Raw genomic sequence first — 15948 nt, forward strand, 5'->3', positions numbered from 1 at the left:
TGGCCAATCGCGCCGGAACCACCGTCTGGGTGCGGTCAGATGGAACCACCGGCGGGCGCGCCGCCGGCCACGGTTCGAGGAGGGTACGCGTGGAGGCGCTCGTCCTGATCGTGGTGCTGGGCGTCACCGTCCTGGTCGGCACCACGCTCGGCGGTCGGTACCGGGTCGCCCCGCCGGTCCTGCTCATCGGCCTCGGGGTGCTGCTCGGCTTCACCCCGCCGCTGTCCGAGCTGGCCCTGGAGCCGGACCTGGTCCTGCTGATCTTCCTGCCGGCGATCCTGTACCGGGAGAGCCTCACCCTCAGCCTGCGCGAGATCCGGGCCAACCTTCCGGTGATCGGGCTGCTCGCCGTGGTGCTGGTGGTGCTCACCCTGGTCACGGTCTCGTACACCGCCCAGGCCCTCGGGGTGAACCCGGCGGCGGCCTGGGTGCTCGGCGCGGTGCTCGCGCCGACCGATGCCGCGGCGGTCACCGGCCTCGCCAAGCGGCTGCCCCGCAAACTCCTCACCACCCTGCACGCCGAGAGCCTGATCAACGACGGCACCGCCCTGGTGATCTTCGCGGTGACCGTGGGCCTGCTCACCCACAGCGCGGACCCCGGCGCGCTGCGCATCGGTGAGGAGTTCGTCGGGGCCAGCGCGGGTGGCGTGCTCGCCGGGCTGCTGGTCGGCTACGCCGTCGTGCTGATCCGCAAGCGGCTCGACGATCCGCTGCGCGAGGGCGCGCTGAGCGTGCTCACCCCGTTCGCCGCGTTCCTGCTCGCCGACGCGGTGCACGCCAGCGGCGTGCTGGCGGTGGTGGTCGCCGGCCTGATGCTCTCCTACGCCGGCCCACGGGTGATCCGCGCCCGGTCCCGGGTGCTGGCCTACGCGTTCTGGGACCTGTCCACGTTCCTGATCAACGGTGGCCTGTTCGTCCTGCTCGGCACGCAGATACCCCGGGCGGTGCGGAACATCACCAGTACCTCGCCACAGCGGGCCCTGCTGATCGTCCTGGTGGTCACGCTCGTCGTCATCGGCACCCGCCTGCTCTTCGTCTACCTGACCTCGCAGGTGGCGAGGCTGCGACGACGCCGGATCATGGACCCGAGTCAGGGACCCTCGGGCTGGCGGGTGGGCACCGTGGCCGGCTGGTCCGGCTTCCGGGGCGCGGTCTCGCTCGCCGCGGCACTGGCCGTGCCGACCATCGAGGTGGACGGTCGGCCGGTGGTCGAGCGCGACCTGATCATCTTCGTCACCGCGCTGGTGATCGTGCTCATCATGTTGCTCCAGGGGACCACCCTGCCGCTCGTCGTGCGCTGGGCACGGCTGAGCGGCGACCCGCAGCGCGTCGACGAGGCCCGGCACGCCCGTCGGCGGGCCGCCGAGGCGGGGCTGGCCGCGCTGCCCCAGGTCGCCAACGAGGTCGGCGCGGGGGAGGACACCGTCGATCGACTCCGGGCCGAGTACCAGCGACACCTGGAGGACCTCGACGAGAGCGGCGAAAGCACCGGCGAGGAGCGCCGCCTGGAACGGCAGTTGCGCCTGCGCGTCCTCGCCCACAAGCGCCGGGAGGTCACCCGCCTGCGGGACGACCGGGAGATCGACGACCTGGTGCTCCAGGAGCTCCAGGCCGCGCTGGACAACGAGGAGATCCGCCTGCTGGGACGCGGCCCCACCGACTGACCGGGCGGGTCGGGCAACCGTGCAGCGGGCGAGACGCGGTCTGCCGCGTCCGGGATCTTCGGTCACCGCTCTCGAGTAGCACCGTCCTGCCGGGTCAGGGGCCCAACTCGCCCCGCTCAGAGCACCTGGTCGAGGAAGCGGCGCAGCCGGGGGTGCGTGGCCCGCTCGAAGATCGCCTCGGGTGGACCGGCCTCCAGCACCACCCCCCGGTCCATGAAGGCGACGGTGTCGGCGACCCGCTGGGCGAAGCCCATCTCATGGGTGACCACCACCATTGTCATGCCCGCCGCGGACAGCTCGGCCATCACCGCGAGGACGCCCTTGACCAGCTCCGGGTCGAGCGCCGAGGTGGCCTCGTCGAAGAGCATCACCTCGGGCCGCAGCGCGAGCGCCCGAGCGATGGCCACCCGTTGCTGCTGACCGCCGGAGAGTTTCGCCGGCCGGAAGTCCGCCTTGTGGGCGAGGCCGACCAGCTCCAGGTGGGCGTGTGCGACGGCATCCGCCTCGTCCTCGCCGAGCTTGCGCAGCCGGCGCAGCGCGAGGGTGATGTTGCGCCGGACGGTCAGGTGCGGAAAGAGGTTGAACTGCTGGAAGACCATCCCCACCCGCTGCCGCAGGGCGTCCGGGTCGTCGCCGAGCACGCTGCGCCCGTCCAGCAGCACGTCGCCCCGGTCCGGCTCGATCAGCCGGTTGATGGTGCGCAGCAGTGTGGACTTGCCCGACCCGGACGGGCCGATGACGCAGGCCGTCGCGCCGCGCGGCACGGTGAGGTCGACGCCGCGCAGCACCCGGTTCGGTCCGAAGGCGAGGTGCACGTCGCGGACGTCGAGGCTGACCGAGGTGCTGGGGTCGGTGCTCATCGTCGCTGTCCCTCCGTCGCCATCTCCTCGTTCTCCTCGTTCTCCTCGTCCTCCTCGGTCGGCGCGGTCGCCGGCCGACCGTCGCGCAGTCGACTGTCGATCCGGTTGACGACGTGCGTCAGCGGTACGGTCAGCGCCAGGTAGCAGAGCCCGGCCAGCAGCAGCGCGGACTCGTTGCCGGTGGTGGCCGCGTAGTCCTGCCCGATCCGGAACAGCTCCCGCTGGCTGGCCACCAGACCGAGGAAGTAGACCAGGCTGGAGTCCTTGATCAGCGCGATGAGCTGGTTCACCCAGGCGGGCAGCACCCGCCGCAGGCCCTGCGGGATGATCACCAACCGCATCGCGTCCACCCAGGAGAAGCCGAGCGCGCGGGCGCCCTCCAGTTGGGTGGCCTCCACCGACTGGATGCCGGAGCGGAAGATCTCACCGAGGTACGCGGCGGCGATCAGCGACAGCGCCAGGATGCCCAGCGGGTAGGGGTCCGGTCCCCACACCCGCATGCCCAGGGGTGCCAGCCCCACGCCGATCAGCAGGATCGTCGCGGCGGCCGGCAGCCCCCGGAACACGTCGGTGTAGACCCGCGCCGGCCAGCGCAACCACCGGCTACGGGAGATCCCGGCGACGGCCAGCAGCAGGCCCAGCACCGAGCCGAGCAGGGCGGCGGAGACCGCCAGGATCAGCGTGTTGGGCAGCCCGACGGTGAGCATCTCGGGCAGCGCCTCGCGCATCGCGTCGACGTCGAAGAACGTCTCCCACAGCGTGCTCAACGGATCCATGTGTCGCCTCTCCCACCGCTCCGCTCGCTCGGCACCCGGTCAGGACGCGCTCGACGCGGACGCCGACGGCACTGCCGACGCCGACGGCACGGCCGCCGTCCCGCTGCCCGGGGTGAAGTCCGCCGGGATCGGCCGGCCCGGGTAGTACTGCGCCTGCAGGCGGCTCCAGGTGCCGTCCGCGATGACCTCGTCGAGGCCCTCGTTCAGCGCCTCACGCAACCTGTCGCTGCCCTTGGCCACCGCGTACGCGGTCGGCGCCGGGCTGAGCTGCTTGGCCGCCACGGTGATCTTGCCGTTGCTGTCGGCGGCCGACTTCTCGCCGATCTCGGCGGGCGCGATCCACGCGTCGGCGGTGCCCGCCTTGAGCTGGTTGATCGCGCCGTTGTAGTCCGGCACGCGCACCGGGTTGAGCTGCTTGCCGGTGGCGTAGTCGTCCTGGACGGTGCCCTGCACCACCACGACCCGCCTGCCGGCGAGCTGGTCGAAGCTGGTGATCGGCGAGCCGGCCGGCACGTCCAGGCCGAAGTAGCCGAAGTCGTAGCCGTTGCCGAAGTCGACAGTCTTCTTGCGCGCCTCGGTGATGGTGATCGAGGAGCTACCGACGTCGAACTTGTGGTTGTTGACCTGGGAGAGCAACGCGGAGAAGTCGGTGCCCACGAACTCCACCCGCAGGCCGAGCCTGCCGGCCACGGCGGTCAGCAGGTCGTTGTCGAAGCCGGTGAACTTCCCGTCCTTGAGGTACACGTTCGGCGGGGCGTCGGTGAGCGTGCCGGCGCGCAGCACGCCCGGCTGCGCCAGCCCGTACGGGTTGGCGGTGGAGTCGGTGGAGTCGTCGGCGCCGCAGCCGGTGAGCGCGGCGGCGGCCAGCAGCATGGCCGCGGCGAGGGCGACGGTGCGGGTCAGGGCAGGAAGGGATCGCACAGGTGTCTCCGAAGGGTGGTGTCCCGGCAGCGCGGACGTGCGCCGCCGACGGCACGCCCGCTGGGCGTACCGCTGGAAGGGGTTCGAGAAGGGGATGCGCTAGGGCGCGGTGCCGCGACGACAGGCGGCGCTGCACATTCGCATCATGTCCACGTGCCGTCGCCGGATCAGTGCCGGCGACCGTCGACCGGCGCGGACGTCCGCGACATCGGTCGGTGGGGCGGTGCTGAGCATGCGCATGGTTCTCCCGGGTCTGTGCTGACCTGGGTGCCAGGCCACGCTTGCGCCGGCGTCCTGCCGGTGCCTGGTCCTCACCCGGGGCACCCCACCGCGGAGGAGGGTTGCCGGCCAGCAAGCCGGGGCTTCGCGCTGGCACTCATGACCTGCGCCGATGCTAGCAGCGGGCGTGGGTGGACCGTCCAGTCGTTATGACCACCCTCACCGTCGGCTCGCCGGTCACCCGGGCCGGTGCGCGGAACCCACCCGGTCGCGCGGCGGGTTTCGTACTCCGGACAGCGGGAACGCAGCGCCCCCGGGTTGGCGGGCCCGCGCCGGGCCGGACAGCGCCGGGGGAGGGGGCAGGGCATGGTCGGTGGCCGTCGCTTCCGCCCGGGTGGTGGCTTCGGTCGCCAACTCGACGAGTACGAGACCCCGGTCGGCGTCGCGCCGTCCACGCAGTCGTCCACCGCCCCCGCCGGCGGCCTGGTGGACAGCGCGATCTACCGCCACGGACACCGCTTCGCCTCGCCGTCCGGCCTCGCCGAGACGTACCGCTGCCTCCAGGAGCAGGATGACGCGATGGCCTGGATCGGGTTGTACCGGCCCGACATCGGCCAGATCACCTCGTTGGCCCGGGAGTTCCGGCTGCACGACCTGGCGGTCGAGGACGCGATCAACGCCCACCAGCGGCCCAAGCTGGAACGGTACGGGCACACCCTGTTCGTGGTGCTCCGCGCCGCCCGCTACGACGACTCCCGGGAGGAGGTCGAGTTCTCCGAGCTGCACCTGTTCATCGGGCCGGGTTTCGTGGTCACCGTGCGGCACGGTGAGGCCCCGGACCTGGCCGCCGTGCGACGTCGGATGGAGACCGAGGCGCAGATGCTCGCCCGGGGCCCGGAGGCGGTCCTGTACGCGATCCTCGACCAGGTCGTCGACGGGTACGCGCCGGTGGTCGCCGGGCTGGAGAACGACATCGACGAGATCGAGACCCAGGTGTTCGGCGGTGACCCGAACGCGAGCCGGCGCATCTACGGCCTGAGCCGCGAGGTCATCCAGTTCCAGCGGGCCGCCCGGCCCCTGCTGAGCGTGCTCGACGCGCTGGCCGGCGGCGCGGGCAGCCCCGGCGCGGACGAGGAGCTGCGCCGCTACCTGCGGGACGTGACCGACCACCTGACCCAGGTGGTCGAGCGGGTGGACGGGTTCCGGCACCTGCTACAGAACATCCTCACCGTCAACGCCACCCTCGTCTCGCAGCAGCAGAACGAGGAGATGCGCAGCCTGACCGCGGCCAGCTACGCGCAGAACGAGGAACTGAAGAAGGTCTCGTCCTGGGCGGCGATCCTCTTCGCGCCCACCCTCATCGGCACCGTGTACGGGATGAACTTCGTCCACATGCCGGAGCTGCGCTGGCGGTTCGGCTACCTGTTCGCCCTGCTGTTGATGTTGCTGGTCTGCGGCACCCTCTATGTGATCTTCAAGCGGCGCGGATGGCTCTGAACCGCCCCGCCGGGTGTCACTCGATGCCGCGCAGGATGTGCCGCTCGTCCTCGACGTCGTCGTCGCCGGCGCTGATCCGGCCGAGCAGCACCGCGGCCGCCCAGATCGTCAACGGGGTGGCTGCCCCGGTCATACCCCCGCCGGTCCGGTCGTCCCGGGTCTGGCGCCGCTCGGTGCGCGGCGGCCTGCGCTGAGCCTGCATGGGCCCTGCCTCTCCTCCTCGACGCCGCCGCGCGGGCGCGGCGTGAGCACGCGCCACCGGCCGGGCGAACCGCGGACGGGCGACTCGCCACTGGTACGGCGGCCACTCGAACCATCCCACGCCTGGGCGGATTCGCACCCCTGGTTTTCAAGTTTCCGACTCCCGCCCGCCAAACCGGACATTTTGCAGTGAGGTGGGCGGGTCGGTGAGCTGTCGGCTTCAGGGCAGCGGGTGGGCGATGCCGCGTGCGTGGTCGGTGAGGGCCGCCCCGACCACCGTCGCGGCCAGCGGCAACACCTCCAGGCACCGGCGTACGGCAGCGGCCATCAGCGCGTTCGGCACCCGCATGGACAGCGTGCAGTGCGGCACCCACCGGCCCGGCCGGTAGTGCTCGGTGAGCCCGACACCGGCGGCGGCGAGCCGGTCGTGCACCAACCGGTGGTGCGCCAGCAGCTCCGGTGTGGGCGCCGGGCCGAGCCAGAGCACCCGACCGACGAACTGACCGGCGTGCTGGAAGTCGAGCCGCAGGGGAGCGGCCACCACGGTGCCGCGCAGGGCCGCGGCGACCTGTTCCGGATCGAGGCGGGGCGCCACCGCGAGCGAGACGTGCGGGCGGTGCCGCTGCTCCAGCAGCGACCGCATGCTCTGCACGCCCTCGGCCTCCAGCGCGTCCCAGAGCACCCGGATGCGACGGGTCGCGTCCGGGTCCAGGTACAACTCCACCGCCGCGACCACTTGATCACCGTAGCGGTCGAGGTTTGACCGTCGGCGCCAGCGGTACCTGATCGGAACCCGATCAGGAGGCGTACCCAGTGGACGTGAACGAGCTGTTGACCGAGACGTACGACCGGCTGCCCGACCTCGTCCGCTCGGCGGTGGACGGCCTGAGTCCGGAGCAGCTGCGCTGGACGCCGGGACCGGGCAGCAACTCGGTCGGTTGGCTCGTCTGGCACCTCACCCGCGTCCAGGATCACCACGTCGCCGACCTGCTCGCCGCCGAACAGGTCTGGACGGGCGGCGACTGGGCGGGTCGTTTCGCGCTCGCCGCCGACCCGGACAACACCGGATACGGGCACTCACCCGACCAGGTCGCCGCCGTACGGCCGGAGAGCGCGCAGGCGCTCGTCGACTACTACCGGGCGGTCGCGGATCGGACCGGGGCGTTCCTCACCGGCCTGCGCCCGGCCGACCTGGACCGGGTGGTCGACGAGTCGTGGGACCCGCCGGTGACCCTCGGCGTCCGGTTGGTCAGCGTCGCCGAGGACGACCTGCAACACGTGGGCCAGGCCGCCTTCGTGCGCGGGCTGCTGGAAGCCCGCTGATCACCGGCCCGCCGATCATCGGCGGGCGTCCCGGCGCGCCCTGTCGCTCACCCGTTCCGGGTGAGGCGCGCTCACCCCACCAAGGGTGAACCTGCGGGGACACCGTGGGGAAGGGGATCCGATGGGCGTGACGGCGGAGGAGTACCTGGGACAGTGGGACGCCGATCGGCGCTTCAACCTGCCGGAGACCACCGCCGGCACCGTGCGGTTGGACGTCGCCGCCCACGACTGCACCGACCACTGGTACCTCACTGTCGCCGACCAGCACGTCCAGGTGTCGCGGTCGGCCGACGACGCCGACCTGGTGATCCGCGCGGACCGGCAGGTGTTCGACCAGATGGTCAGCGGCGAGCTGCATCCGGGTGCCGCGCTGCTGCGCCACGAGTTGACCGTGCAGGGCGACATGCGACTGCTGATGGTGCTGCGGCGCATCTTCGCCGGACCCAGCGGGGCCCGGCATCCACGGGAGTTGGGCCGAGCCGCGGTCGCTTCCCGCGCCTCCGGCGGCAGGGCCGACGCCGACGACCCGCGGCGCGGCGTGGCGGACGCCAGCGCCTCGGGGCGCGGCACGGCGGACGCTCGGGAGGGACGGCCGTGAAGCAGGAGCTGCTGCACGTGATCGCCGGCAACGTGTTCGCGATGAGCGACGCCCAGGGCGACATCGAGGCCGACGCGCGCTCGCCGGTCGGTCTCTTCGCGTACGACACGCGGTTCCTGTCGCACTGGGTGCTCAGGATCGACGGCGAACGGATCAACGCGCTCTCCCGCGACGACATGACGTACTTCGAGACCCGGTTCTTCCTGGTCCCCGGCGCGGCCAGCCACTACGTCGACGCCGACGTGTCGATCATCCGGTACCGCTCGATCCACGACTGCCTGCACGAGAACATCACGGTGCTGAACCACTCGTCGCGGCCCGCCGAGTTCACAGTGCGGGTGGAGATGGGCAGCGACTTCAGCGACATCGCGGAGATCGGGCACCTCCGGCAGCGGGCCGTCGAGGTCACCGCGGACTCGTCCCACCAGCAGCTCGTGCTGCGCTACCAACGGCAGCGGTTCGTCCGGCAGACCACGGTGCGCAGCACCGCTCCCGTCGACGTCGACGAGGGCGGGATGACGTTCCGGATCCGGGTGGACGCCGGGGGCAAGTGGGAGACCGACCTGCACGTCGCCATGACCATGGGCGGCGCGGACGGGGAGGACGTACGCGCCTCGCTGGAGTCACACCAGCGGGCCGTGCGCACGGGGATGCGCGAGGACCTGGCGGCCTGGATGGACGGGGCGCCGCAGCTGGTCGCCGAACGCGACGGGCTGGTGGAGTTGTACCTGGGCAGCCTGGCCGACCTGGCGGCGCTGCGGTACCGGCCGTTGTCGTACGACGACCGGGTGCCGATCGCCGGCCTGCCGTGGACCATGTGGTTGTGTGGGCGGCACAGCATCATCACGTGCCTCCAGACCCTGGCGTTCACCCCCCAACTGACCCCCGCGACGCTGCGGATGCTGGCTTTCATGCAGGGCAGCCAGCTCGACGACGGCCTGGACGAGGAGCCGGGAAAGATCCTGGCCCACCTGCGCTACGGCGAGTCCGGCGCGTTCGGCGACCGGGCGCACGCGCTCTACTACGGCTCGGCCGACACCAGCGCTCTCTTCGTCATCCTGCTCGACGAGTACGAGCGCTGGTCCGGCGACGCGGACCTGGTGCGCGAGCTGCGGCACCCGGCCCGGATGGCGTTGGACTGGATCGACGAGTACGGCGACCTGACCGGGGACGGTTACGTGCGCTACCAGCGCCGCAACGAGCGCGACGGCCCGCTCAACCAGTGTTGGAAGGACTCCCCGGACGCGATCACCAGCGCCGACGGCCGGCAGCCGGCCCTGCCCCGCGCCACCTGCGAGTTGCAGGGCTACGCGTACGACGCGAAGAGGCGCGCGGCCCGGCTGGCCCGGGAGTTCTGGGACGACAACGCGTACGCCGACCGGCTGGAACGCGAGGCCGAGGCGCTGAGGGACCGTTTCAACAGGGACTTCTGGCTGCCGCACCGGGAGTACTACGCGCTGGCGCTCGACCCGTACGGCGAGCCGGTCGACGCGCTGGCGTCCAACATGGGGCATCTGCTGTGGAGCGGCATCGTCCCGGAGGAGCGCGCCGAGGTGGTCGCCGGGCACCTGGTCGGGCCACGCCTGTTCAGCGGTTGGGGGGTGCGCACCTTCGCCGCCGGGCAGCGCCCGTACAACCCGTTGGGCGCGCACCTGGGCGCGGTGTGGCCGGCGGACAACGCGCTGATCGCCGCCGGCCTCCGCCGTTACCGCCGTGACCGGGAGGCAGCCACCATCGCGGCCGGCATCTTCGACCTGGCGCAGACGCTCGGCGGAGCAGTGCCGGAGGCGATCGCCGGCCACGAGCGCAGGCTGACGACGTATCCGGTGCAGTTGCCGGAGGCCGGTCGCCCGCAGGCATGGTCGTCCGGGGCGCTGCTGATGCTGCTGAGCGTCACGTTGGGGTTGCGACCCGTCGGCGACAACCTGCTGGTCAACCCGGCCGTGCCGGAGGGGTTCGGTCGGCTGGAGCTGCTGGACGTCCCGGGCCGCTGGGGCCACTCCGACGCGTACGCAAGGGACCGGACCACCGAGGGCCGGCACCGCCCGCGAGTGCGCTGACGCCCGCGGCGGCCGGCGCGTGGCCCCGGTCGCCCGCGCCGGTCAGCCCATGGTCCTGGCGCCGTCGATCGACTCGCGCAGGATGTCGGCGTGCCCGGCGTGCTGGGACACCTCGGCGATCACGTGCAGCATCACCCGGCGGACCGTCCAGCTCGCCCCCGGCTCGAACCAGGGCGCCTGCGGCAACGGGTGTGCCGTGTCCAGGTCGAGGGTGGCGACCAGCTCGTCGGTGTGGGCGGCCACCTGGTGGAAGCGCTCGACGAGCCCGGCCAGCGTGTCGCCCGGGGACATCCGGAACTGGCCGACCCAGTCGATCGGCTCCCGTTCCATCGCGTCGGCGCCACCGGTGGCGAAGAGCATCCAGCGGTGCTCCACGGTGGCCACGTGCTTGATGAGGCCGCCGAGGCACAGCTCACTGACGGTCGAGCGGGTGGCCGCCTGCTCGTCGGTGAGCCCGTCGACCGTGTGCAGGAGGAAACCCCGCTGCCGGCGCAGGCTCTCGAGCAGATCGGCCCGCTCGCCGGTGAGCTGCTGTGTGTTGGTCATGAGCCACCCTTCGTCGACGTCCATCCACCGACACCGTAGGACCGGCCACCGACACTGTCCGGTATCCACACCGGGCGACGGCGGCCCGCAGCGGTTGCCGATCGGCGCGCGCGGCGGTCCACTGAATACCATGGGTGTGATTAGGGTGGGCACGTCGTCCTGGGCGGACCAGTCGCTGCTGCGCTCCGGGTGGTACCCGCGCTCGGCCAGCACGCCGGCCCGCCGGCTGGGCTTCTACGCCAGCCGGTTCCCGCTTGTCGAAGTGGACACGTCCTACTACGCGGTGCCGGTCCCGGAGACCACGCAGGGCTGGGTGGACGCCACGCCGGACGACTTCACCTTCGACGTCAAGGCGTTCCGCCTCTTCACCGGCCATCCGACGCCGGTCGCCGCGCTGCCGAGGGACCTGCGCCCGGCCGCCGGACCGAGCCGCGTCCGCCGCCGCGACCTGCCGGAGGGGGCGTACGACGAGCTGTGGGCCCGGTTCCGGACGGCCCTCGAGCCGATCGCGGCGGCCGGCAAGCTGGGTGTGGTGCTGTTGCAGTTCCCGCCGTGGCTGGTGCGCAGCCCCGCCGCCGAGCGACGGATCGTCGAGCTGGCGCAGCGCTGCCGGCCGTGGCGGGTCGGCGTGGAGGTGCGGCACGGCTCCTGGTTCACCGACGACGCCGAGGCGGACACGCTGGACCTGCTGCGCGCCAACGACCTCTCGCTGGTCTGCGTCGACATGCCGCAGGGCCACCCGTCGTCGGTGCCGCCGATCCTGGCCCGGACGGCCGAGCCGGCGATCGTCAGGTTCCACGGGCACAGCGACGCCTGGGGCGGCGGCGACAAGGAGGACAAGTTCCGCTACGAGTACGCCGAGGACGAGCTTCGGCACTGGGCCAAGCTACTGGCCGAGTTCGCCGGTCAACCCGACGACCTGCACGTCCTGTTCAACAACTGCTGCGCCGGGCAGGCCCAACGCGACGCCACCCGGCTGGCGCAACTGCTCGCCGAGCGGATGGCCGACGACCGGGCGGTTCCGGCGCGGGCCGCGCCCGCTGGCTGAGGCGCGGCAGCCGGGCACCGGGGCGGCTCAGGAGCGACGTCCCCTGCTGCGCAGCGCGTCCTGGGTGGACTCGCCGACGTCCGCGTCGTCGGGGAACGTCCGGCCGCTGGGCGCCGGGTCGGGCGGAGCGCCCGGTCCGGCCATCGTCATCCGTGTGGGTTCGACCGAGCCGAAGCCGTGCCGGCCCGCCGGCTCCGACGAGCCCGACGGCGCGCCCGCGCGCCGCTCGCCGCGCCGCCCCTCGGGCACCGCCGTCTCCTCGCTGCCCTCGTCCAGCGGCGAATCCGTGTCCGTCCCCCAGGGCGCGTCGGCGTCGAATCCGTCACCGGTGCCCCACGGTTCGACCGCCTCCGGCTCCAGCCGGTCGTTGTCCCCGCCGCGTCCATCGCGTGCCGTCATGGCCACCCCACTCGTCGGTCCGCCACCGGCGGACGTGCCTGCCCTGCTCCGCCGCCACCGCGTACGGCCGGGCCGCGCAGGGCCGACCAGCGCCCCGCCGTCGAGGTGGCGGCGGGACGCCGGTCGGCCCGGCGTCTCAGCGTCCGGCCATCGCCATGTGGCGCTTGCCGTTGCTCATCCCCGCCATCTTGATCATGGTTTTCGAGGCGCCCTTCATCCCGCCGGCGCGACCGAGCATTCCGCGGAACACCTGTCCGGGCTTCTGCTGCTCGCCCATGTACGCGGTGACCACCACGAGGGTTCCGGTCAGCGCCGGAATGGCCCACTGGAGCAGTTTCATCTGCCGTTGCGAGGCCGCCACGCTGGCCGGGGTCTGGTGGTTGGGCTCGGTGGCGCCGCTCACCGACGGACCGCCGGCCTTCTCCAGCCGCATGCCGACCAGCCGGCTGTAGCCGGTCACCGCCAGCGCGCCGATCGTCAACACGGTCTTGATCGCGCTGGCCCGGCCGACGCCGGACTGGGCCGCCACCCGTGGGCTCTCGGTCACCAACTCGCCGACTGCGCCGGCCAGGTGGGCGCCGATCGCCGCCGCGTTGACCGGGGTCCACTTGGACCAGCCGGCCGAGGCCACCGGGAGCCGTTGGGTCGAATCGCTGATTTTCGCCGCTGCGCCGTTGACACCGAAGGCACCCATGAGGGAGCCCCCAAACCAGGCCGCCAGGCCCAGATCGTGCATGGAGCGCAGTGCGGTGTGCCGTTCGGACATGTGATCCCCTTCCGCCGTGTCGGGCGCTGCGGCTTACCCGCCGCTCGCGCGGCTAACCCCGCCCCGAGCGGGTCGATCCGTGCCGTACGGGCAGGTCAGGGACACCTCCCGTGGTCGCCACGGCGGAGCCAGGAGTCGTCCGCCCGGTGGCGGGTAGACCCAGCGCGGCCGACGAGAGGGGAACGTGATGTCACAGCCGGACGAGAGCCGGGAGAAGACCCCCAAGACGGACGCGGTGCTGATGCACCCGGACAACGACCCGCACCGCACGACGGCGGAGGTCGCGCCCCGCCGGGAGCACGCGGAGATCCAGGTGGAGCGCGACGGCGACCTGGTGCCGCTGGACCAGGACGAGACCGGCTGACCGCCGGTCCGGCTCAGCGCGGCGGCAGGTCGCCGGCGAGGGTGGTGATGCGCCGTGTCAGCGCGGCGGCAGGTCGCCGGCGAGGGTGGTGATGCGCCGTGTCAGCGCGGCGGCAGGTCGCCGGCGAGGGTGGTGATGCGCCGTGTCAGCGCGGCGGCAGGTCGCCGGCGAGGGTGGTGATGCGCCGTGTCAGCGCGGCGGCAGGTCGCCGGCGAGGGTGGTGATGCGCCGTGTCAGCGCGGCGGCAGGTCGCCGGCGAGGGTGGTGATGCGCCGTGTCAGCGCGGCGGCAGGTCGCCGGCGAGGGTGGTGATGCGCCGTGTCAGCGCGGCGGCAGGTCGCCGGCGAGGGTGGCGATGCGCCGCGCCAGTGGGGCGCTCGCCCGAACCCAGGTGAAGTGGTCCAGCGGTGCGCCGGCCTCGGCCACCGTGTAGCGCTCCCGGGTCACCGGGGCGCCGCCGAGCTTGGCGCAGAGGTGGTCCATGGTGTCGTGCGGGGTGTACTGGTCGTCGTCCACGCTCACGGCCAGCACGGGCGTGCGCACCGCGCGGAGGGCCGCCTCGGTGTCCGACCCGTCCAGCCGGGGGAACCGGCCGGTCCGCGCGGTGTACGCCCAGTCGCGGATCACGCCACGCGCCTGCCGACCGCCGAAGCCCCAGCCGGGCCAGACGCCGAGCAGCGCCGCGGTGGCGGCGATCCCCTGCGTGTACGGCAGCACCCCGACGCCGCGCGGACCGGGGTAGCTGCGCCAGTACGGGACGCCGACCGCCACCAGCGCGAGCCCGTCCACCTCGGCGTCGCCGTGCCGGGCGAGGTGCAGCAGGGCGGCCTGCCCGCCGAGCGAGTGGCCGAGCAGCAACCGGGCGCGACCGTCCAGTCGTGGCTTGAGCGCGGCCAGGACGGCCCCGACGTCGTCGGCCAGCTCGGCGTAGCCGTACCGGTCGGCCCGGCTCGGCGCGGGGGTGCTGGTCCCGGTGCCGCGCAGGTCGGCCACGATCACGGCCAGCCCGGCGGCGCGCAGCTCGGCGGCGAACGGCCGGTAGTAGCGGGCGCGGACCCCCATCGCGGGCCAGATCACCACAACCGGCGCGCCGGTGGTGCCGGTCGGCTCCGGATAGACCTGGACACCCAACCGACCGCCGTCGACGTCGACGAACTCCTGCGCGTACTCCGGTTCCCCGCTCACCGGCACAGCCTACGACCCGACGTTACCGACGGGTAGCCGCAGGGTCCGGACACGACGGAGGGCTCCGCGGTGGCGGAGCCCTCCGGGTGGCGGCGCGCCGGGGCGCCGGGTGGCCGGGTCAGGAGACGGAGATCGTCCCGTTGCCGGCCCGGACGCAGGTCACGGCCCGGGCACTGGTGGCCGCCGCCCCGCTGAGGCACTGGCCGAGCACCTGGTGTCCGGTCGCGTTCGGGTGCCAGGACTCCTGGCAGGTCTGGAAGTAGCTGACGCAGGTGTTGGCGATCCGCTGGATCGCGATCTTGTCCTTGCCGGAGAGGCTGGTGACGAAGGTGCCGTTCGCGCCGTCCTGGAGCCGGATCGGCGTGGCCAGGGCCCCTGTCGGGCTGGTCGTCTGCTCACACAGCCGGGCGCCGTTGAACGCCTGCTGCACGTTCAGGTAGACCAGGTCGTCGCCCGGGAACTCGGCGGCCAGCGTGTCCCGGGCGGACCTGACGAGCGTGCCCAGACCCTGCGAGAAGCGGTGGCCCGGGGCCAGGCTGGCCCGGTGGATCGGGCATCCGGCCGCGTACCGCTCGGCGCCCAGGTCACGGAACTTGTCCCGGGTGTCGTCCCGACCGTCCTCCTCGTGGAACTGCGGGTTCAGGTCCAGCGGCAACGGGTTCGTGTAGTCCTGGAACACCACCCGGTGCTGCCCGTCCGCGTCCACCTGGTCCAGAGTGGTCAGCAGTTGGCGTACGGCATTGGTGGTCTCCGCCGTCGCGGCGCTGAGCTGCGCGGCGGTGGCCAGGTCGGCGTCACCGCACGGCTTCTGCTCCACCGGCCCGTTCAGGTACGCCCAGAACTCCCACCAGCCCGTCCAGGCGTCGGCGATGAACCGGTTGGCGCAGGTCTCCGCCACGTTGCCGAAGGTGAACGAGCTGTTGTTCGAGCCCAGGCCGATCAGCACCAGATCGATGTCCTGGGTCTGCGCGACGGCGCGGAGCTGGTCGAGCTGCGACGCCACGCCGCGGCCCTTGGCGCGCGACTGCGAGGCGTTGGCGATGTCGTAGGGCTGGCCGCCCGAGCACGCCAGGTTGAACCGGTTCTGGATGCCGGGCAGGTTGGCCTGGTGGAGGGAGGCGTTCGCCGAGCGGTGGCAGAAGTAGGCGTTGTTGTTCGGCGCCGTCCAGCCGGGGAAGCCCTGGCTCACCCCGCTGGCGTCGACCACCGGGGTGTACGCCCCGGCGCCCTCGCCGCTGATGAAGCTGTCCCCGAGCGCCACCGCGGCGGTGGGCAGCGCGGCGGACGCGGGTGTGGGCAGCGCGACGGCGGTCGACAGCGCGGCCATGGCGATCGTCAGTCCCGCGGCGAGCGCGGTACGCCGGAACCTGGGCATGGGGCCCCCATCCATCGAAAGATGAAAGATTCTCTGAGAGCGCGATCAGATCACCCGCGTGCGACGGGCGTCAATGGCCCGTAACAGATTCGTTCGACGAAGGACACGCGGGCGTACTGTTTGCTGGCTCACGTCCGGGGGGCCCC

General features: G+C 72.6%; 17 protein-coding genes and 1 riboswitch. Of the genes, 7 read left to right on the plus strand and 10 right to left on the minus strand.

All coding sequences use genetic code 11. From position 1 onward, the window contains the following. Positions 1–89: 89 nt before the first annotated feature. Positions 90–1664 carry a Na+/H+ antiporter gene (locus O7634_RS19570; RefSeq protein ID WP_278151562.1) on the plus strand — a complete coding sequence of 525 codons (1575 nt, stop codon included), beginning with the start codon at positions 90–92 and terminating at the stop codon, positions 1662–1664. A gap of 116 nt (positions 1665–1780) precedes the next feature. On the opposite strand, the gene O7634_RS19575 is transcribed toward O7634_RS19570, so the two are convergent. Genes O7634_RS19575 through O7634_RS19585 form a run of 3 tightly spaced genes read right to left on the minus strand, consistent with a single transcriptional unit; the run spans position 1781 to position 4221 of the window. Beyond that, positions 1781–2524, minus strand: coding sequence for an amino acid ABC transporter ATP-binding protein (locus tag O7634_RS19575; protein ID WP_278151563.1), 744 nt, complete (start codon positions 2522–2524; stop codon positions 1781–1783). Continuing rightward, a complete protein-coding gene (locus O7634_RS19580; RefSeq protein ID WP_278151564.1) occupies positions 2521–3300 on the minus strand; it encodes an amino acid ABC transporter permease in 780 nt (259 codons plus the stop codon). The genes O7634_RS19575 and O7634_RS19580 overlap by 4 nt, the downstream gene beginning before the upstream one ends. Positions 3301–3339: 39 nt before the next feature. Next, complete coding sequence (locus O7634_RS19585) at positions 3340–4221, minus strand: ABC transporter substrate-binding protein (RefSeq protein ID WP_278151565.1); 882 nt, start codon at positions 4219–4221, stop codon at positions 3340–3342. Positions 4222–4493: 272 nt separating this feature from the next. After that, positions 4494–4605: riboswitch (SAM riboswitch) on the minus strand. 201 nt (positions 4606–4806) lie between these two features. Between O7634_RS19585 and corA the strand changes: the two genes are divergently transcribed. Then, positions 4807–5937 carry a magnesium/cobalt transporter CorA gene (corA, locus tag O7634_RS19590; protein ID WP_278151566.1) on the plus strand — a complete coding sequence of 377 codons (1131 nt, stop codon included), beginning with the start codon at positions 4807–4809 and terminating at the stop codon, positions 5935–5937. A 16-nt stretch (positions 5938–5953) separates the two neighbouring features. On the opposite strand, the gene O7634_RS19595 is transcribed toward corA, so the two are convergent. Beyond that, the gene (locus O7634_RS19595) at positions 5954–6139 is read right to left on the minus strand and encodes a hypothetical protein (RefSeq protein WP_203149154.1); all 186 of its coding nucleotides are present in this window, start codon (positions 6137–6139) and stop codon (positions 5954–5956) included. A 219-nt stretch (positions 6140–6358) separates the two neighbouring features. Beyond that, the gene (locus O7634_RS19600) at positions 6359–6874 is read right to left on the minus strand and encodes a 2'-5' RNA ligase family protein (RefSeq protein WP_278151567.1); all 516 of its coding nucleotides are present in this window, start codon (positions 6872–6874) and stop codon (positions 6359–6361) included. 77 nt (positions 6875–6951) lie between these two features. Here O7634_RS19600 and O7634_RS19605 point away from each other — a divergent pair, with 77 nt between their 5' ends. The 3 genes from O7634_RS19605 to O7634_RS19615 all read left to right on the plus strand — a co-directional run bounded on the left by O7634_RS19605 (position 6952) and on the right by O7634_RS19615 (position 10119). Then, on the plus strand, positions 6952–7461 hold the full coding sequence (locus O7634_RS19605) for a DUF664 domain-containing protein (protein WP_278151568.1): 510 nt from the start codon (positions 6952–6954) through the stop codon (positions 7459–7461). A gap of 121 nt (positions 7462–7582) precedes the next feature. Then, the gene (locus O7634_RS19610) at positions 7583–8059 is read left to right on the plus strand and encodes an SCP2 sterol-binding domain-containing protein (protein ID WP_278151569.1); all 477 of its coding nucleotides are present in this window, start codon (positions 7583–7585) and stop codon (positions 8057–8059) included. After that, positions 8056–10119, plus strand: coding sequence for a glycogen debranching N-terminal domain-containing protein (locus tag O7634_RS19615; protein WP_278151570.1), 2064 nt, complete (start codon positions 8056–8058; stop codon positions 10117–10119). The genes O7634_RS19610 and O7634_RS19615 overlap by 4 nt, the downstream gene beginning before the upstream one ends. Before the next feature lie 42 nt (positions 10120–10161). On the opposite strand, the gene O7634_RS19620 is transcribed toward O7634_RS19615, so the two are convergent. After that, positions 10162–10665 carry a DinB family protein gene (locus O7634_RS19620; protein ID WP_278151571.1) on the minus strand — a complete coding sequence of 168 codons (504 nt, stop codon included), beginning with the start codon at positions 10663–10665 and terminating at the stop codon, positions 10162–10164. 130 nt (positions 10666–10795) lie between these two features. Between O7634_RS19620 and O7634_RS19625 the strand changes: the two genes are divergently transcribed. Beyond that, the gene (locus O7634_RS19625) at positions 10796–11713 is read left to right on the plus strand and encodes a DUF72 domain-containing protein (RefSeq protein WP_278151572.1); all 918 of its coding nucleotides are present in this window, start codon (positions 10796–10798) and stop codon (positions 11711–11713) included. 27 nt (positions 11714–11740) lie between these two features. On the opposite strand, the gene O7634_RS19630 is transcribed toward O7634_RS19625, so the two are convergent. After that, complete coding sequence (locus tag O7634_RS19630; protein WP_278151573.1) at positions 11741–12112, minus strand: hypothetical protein; 372 nt, start codon at positions 12110–12112, stop codon at positions 11741–11743. A gap of 136 nt (positions 12113–12248) precedes the next feature. After that, a complete protein-coding gene (locus O7634_RS19635) occupies positions 12249–12878 on the minus strand; it encodes a hypothetical protein (RefSeq protein ID WP_278151574.1) in 630 nt (209 codons plus the stop codon). Positions 12879–13065: 187 nt separating this feature from the next. Between O7634_RS19635 and O7634_RS19640 the strand changes: the two genes are divergently transcribed. Then, on the plus strand, positions 13066–13242 hold the full coding sequence (locus tag O7634_RS19640) for a hypothetical protein (RefSeq protein WP_278151575.1): 177 nt from the start codon (positions 13066–13068) through the stop codon (positions 13240–13242). A gap of 321 nt (positions 13243–13563) precedes the next feature. On the opposite strand, the gene O7634_RS19645 is transcribed toward O7634_RS19640, so the two are convergent. Continuing rightward, positions 13564–14427, minus strand: coding sequence for an alpha/beta fold hydrolase (locus O7634_RS19645; protein WP_278151576.1), 864 nt, complete (start codon positions 14425–14427; stop codon positions 13564–13566). Positions 14428–14545: 118 nt separating this feature from the next. Then, complete coding sequence (locus O7634_RS19650) at positions 14546–15802, minus strand: hypothetical protein (protein ID WP_278151577.1); 1257 nt, start codon at positions 15800–15802, stop codon at positions 14546–14548. Positions 15803–15948: the final 146 nt, after the last annotated feature.

The organism is Micromonospora sp. WMMD1120, assembly GCF_029626235.1.
Classification (GTDB): domain Bacteria; phylum Actinomycetota; class Actinomycetes; order Mycobacteriales; family Micromonosporaceae; genus Micromonospora.

What these genes read in the sequence shown, in the direction of transcription:
- O7634_RS19630 (WP_278151573.1), bottom strand. Translation starts at nt 12,112, where the DNA reads ATGACGGCACGCGATGGACGCGGCGGGGACAACGACCGGCTGGAGCCG.
- O7634_RS19610 (WP_278151569.1), top strand. Translation starts at nt 7,583, where the DNA reads ATGGGCGTGACGGCGGAGGAGTACCTGGGACAGTGGGACGCCGATCGG.
- O7634_RS19620 (WP_278151571.1), bottom strand. Translation starts at nt 10,665, where the DNA reads ATGACCAACACACAGCAGCTCACCGGCGAGCGGGCCGATCTGCTCGAG.
- O7634_RS19575 (WP_278151563.1), bottom strand. Translation starts at nt 2,524, where the DNA reads ATGAGCACCGACCCCAGCACCTCGGTCAGCCTCGACGTCCGCGACGTG.
- O7634_RS19595 (WP_203149154.1), bottom strand. Translation starts at nt 6,139, where the DNA reads ATGCAGGCTCAGCGCAGGCCGCCGCGCACCGAGCGGCGCCAGACCCGG.
- O7634_RS19625 (WP_278151572.1), top strand. Translation starts at nt 10,796, where the DNA reads ATGGGTGTGATTAGGGTGGGCACGTCGTCCTGGGCGGACCAGTCGCTG.
- O7634_RS19640 (WP_278151575.1), top strand. Translation starts at nt 13,066, where the DNA reads ATGTCACAGCCGGACGAGAGCCGGGAGAAGACCCCCAAGACGGACGCG.
- O7634_RS19580 (WP_278151564.1), bottom strand. Translation starts at nt 3,300, where the DNA reads ATGGATCCGTTGAGCACGCTGTGGGAGACGTTCTTCGACGTCGACGCG.
- corA (WP_278151566.1), top strand. Translation starts at nt 4,807, where the DNA reads ATGGTCGGTGGCCGTCGCTTCCGCCCGGGTGGTGGCTTCGGTCGCCAA.
- O7634_RS19650 (WP_278151577.1), bottom strand. Translation starts at nt 15,802, where the DNA reads ATGCCCAGGTTCCGGCGTACCGCGCTCGCCGCGGGACTGACGATCGCC.
- O7634_RS19635 (WP_278151574.1), bottom strand. Translation starts at nt 12,878, where the DNA reads ATGTCCGAACGGCACACCGCACTGCGCTCCATGCACGATCTGGGCCTG.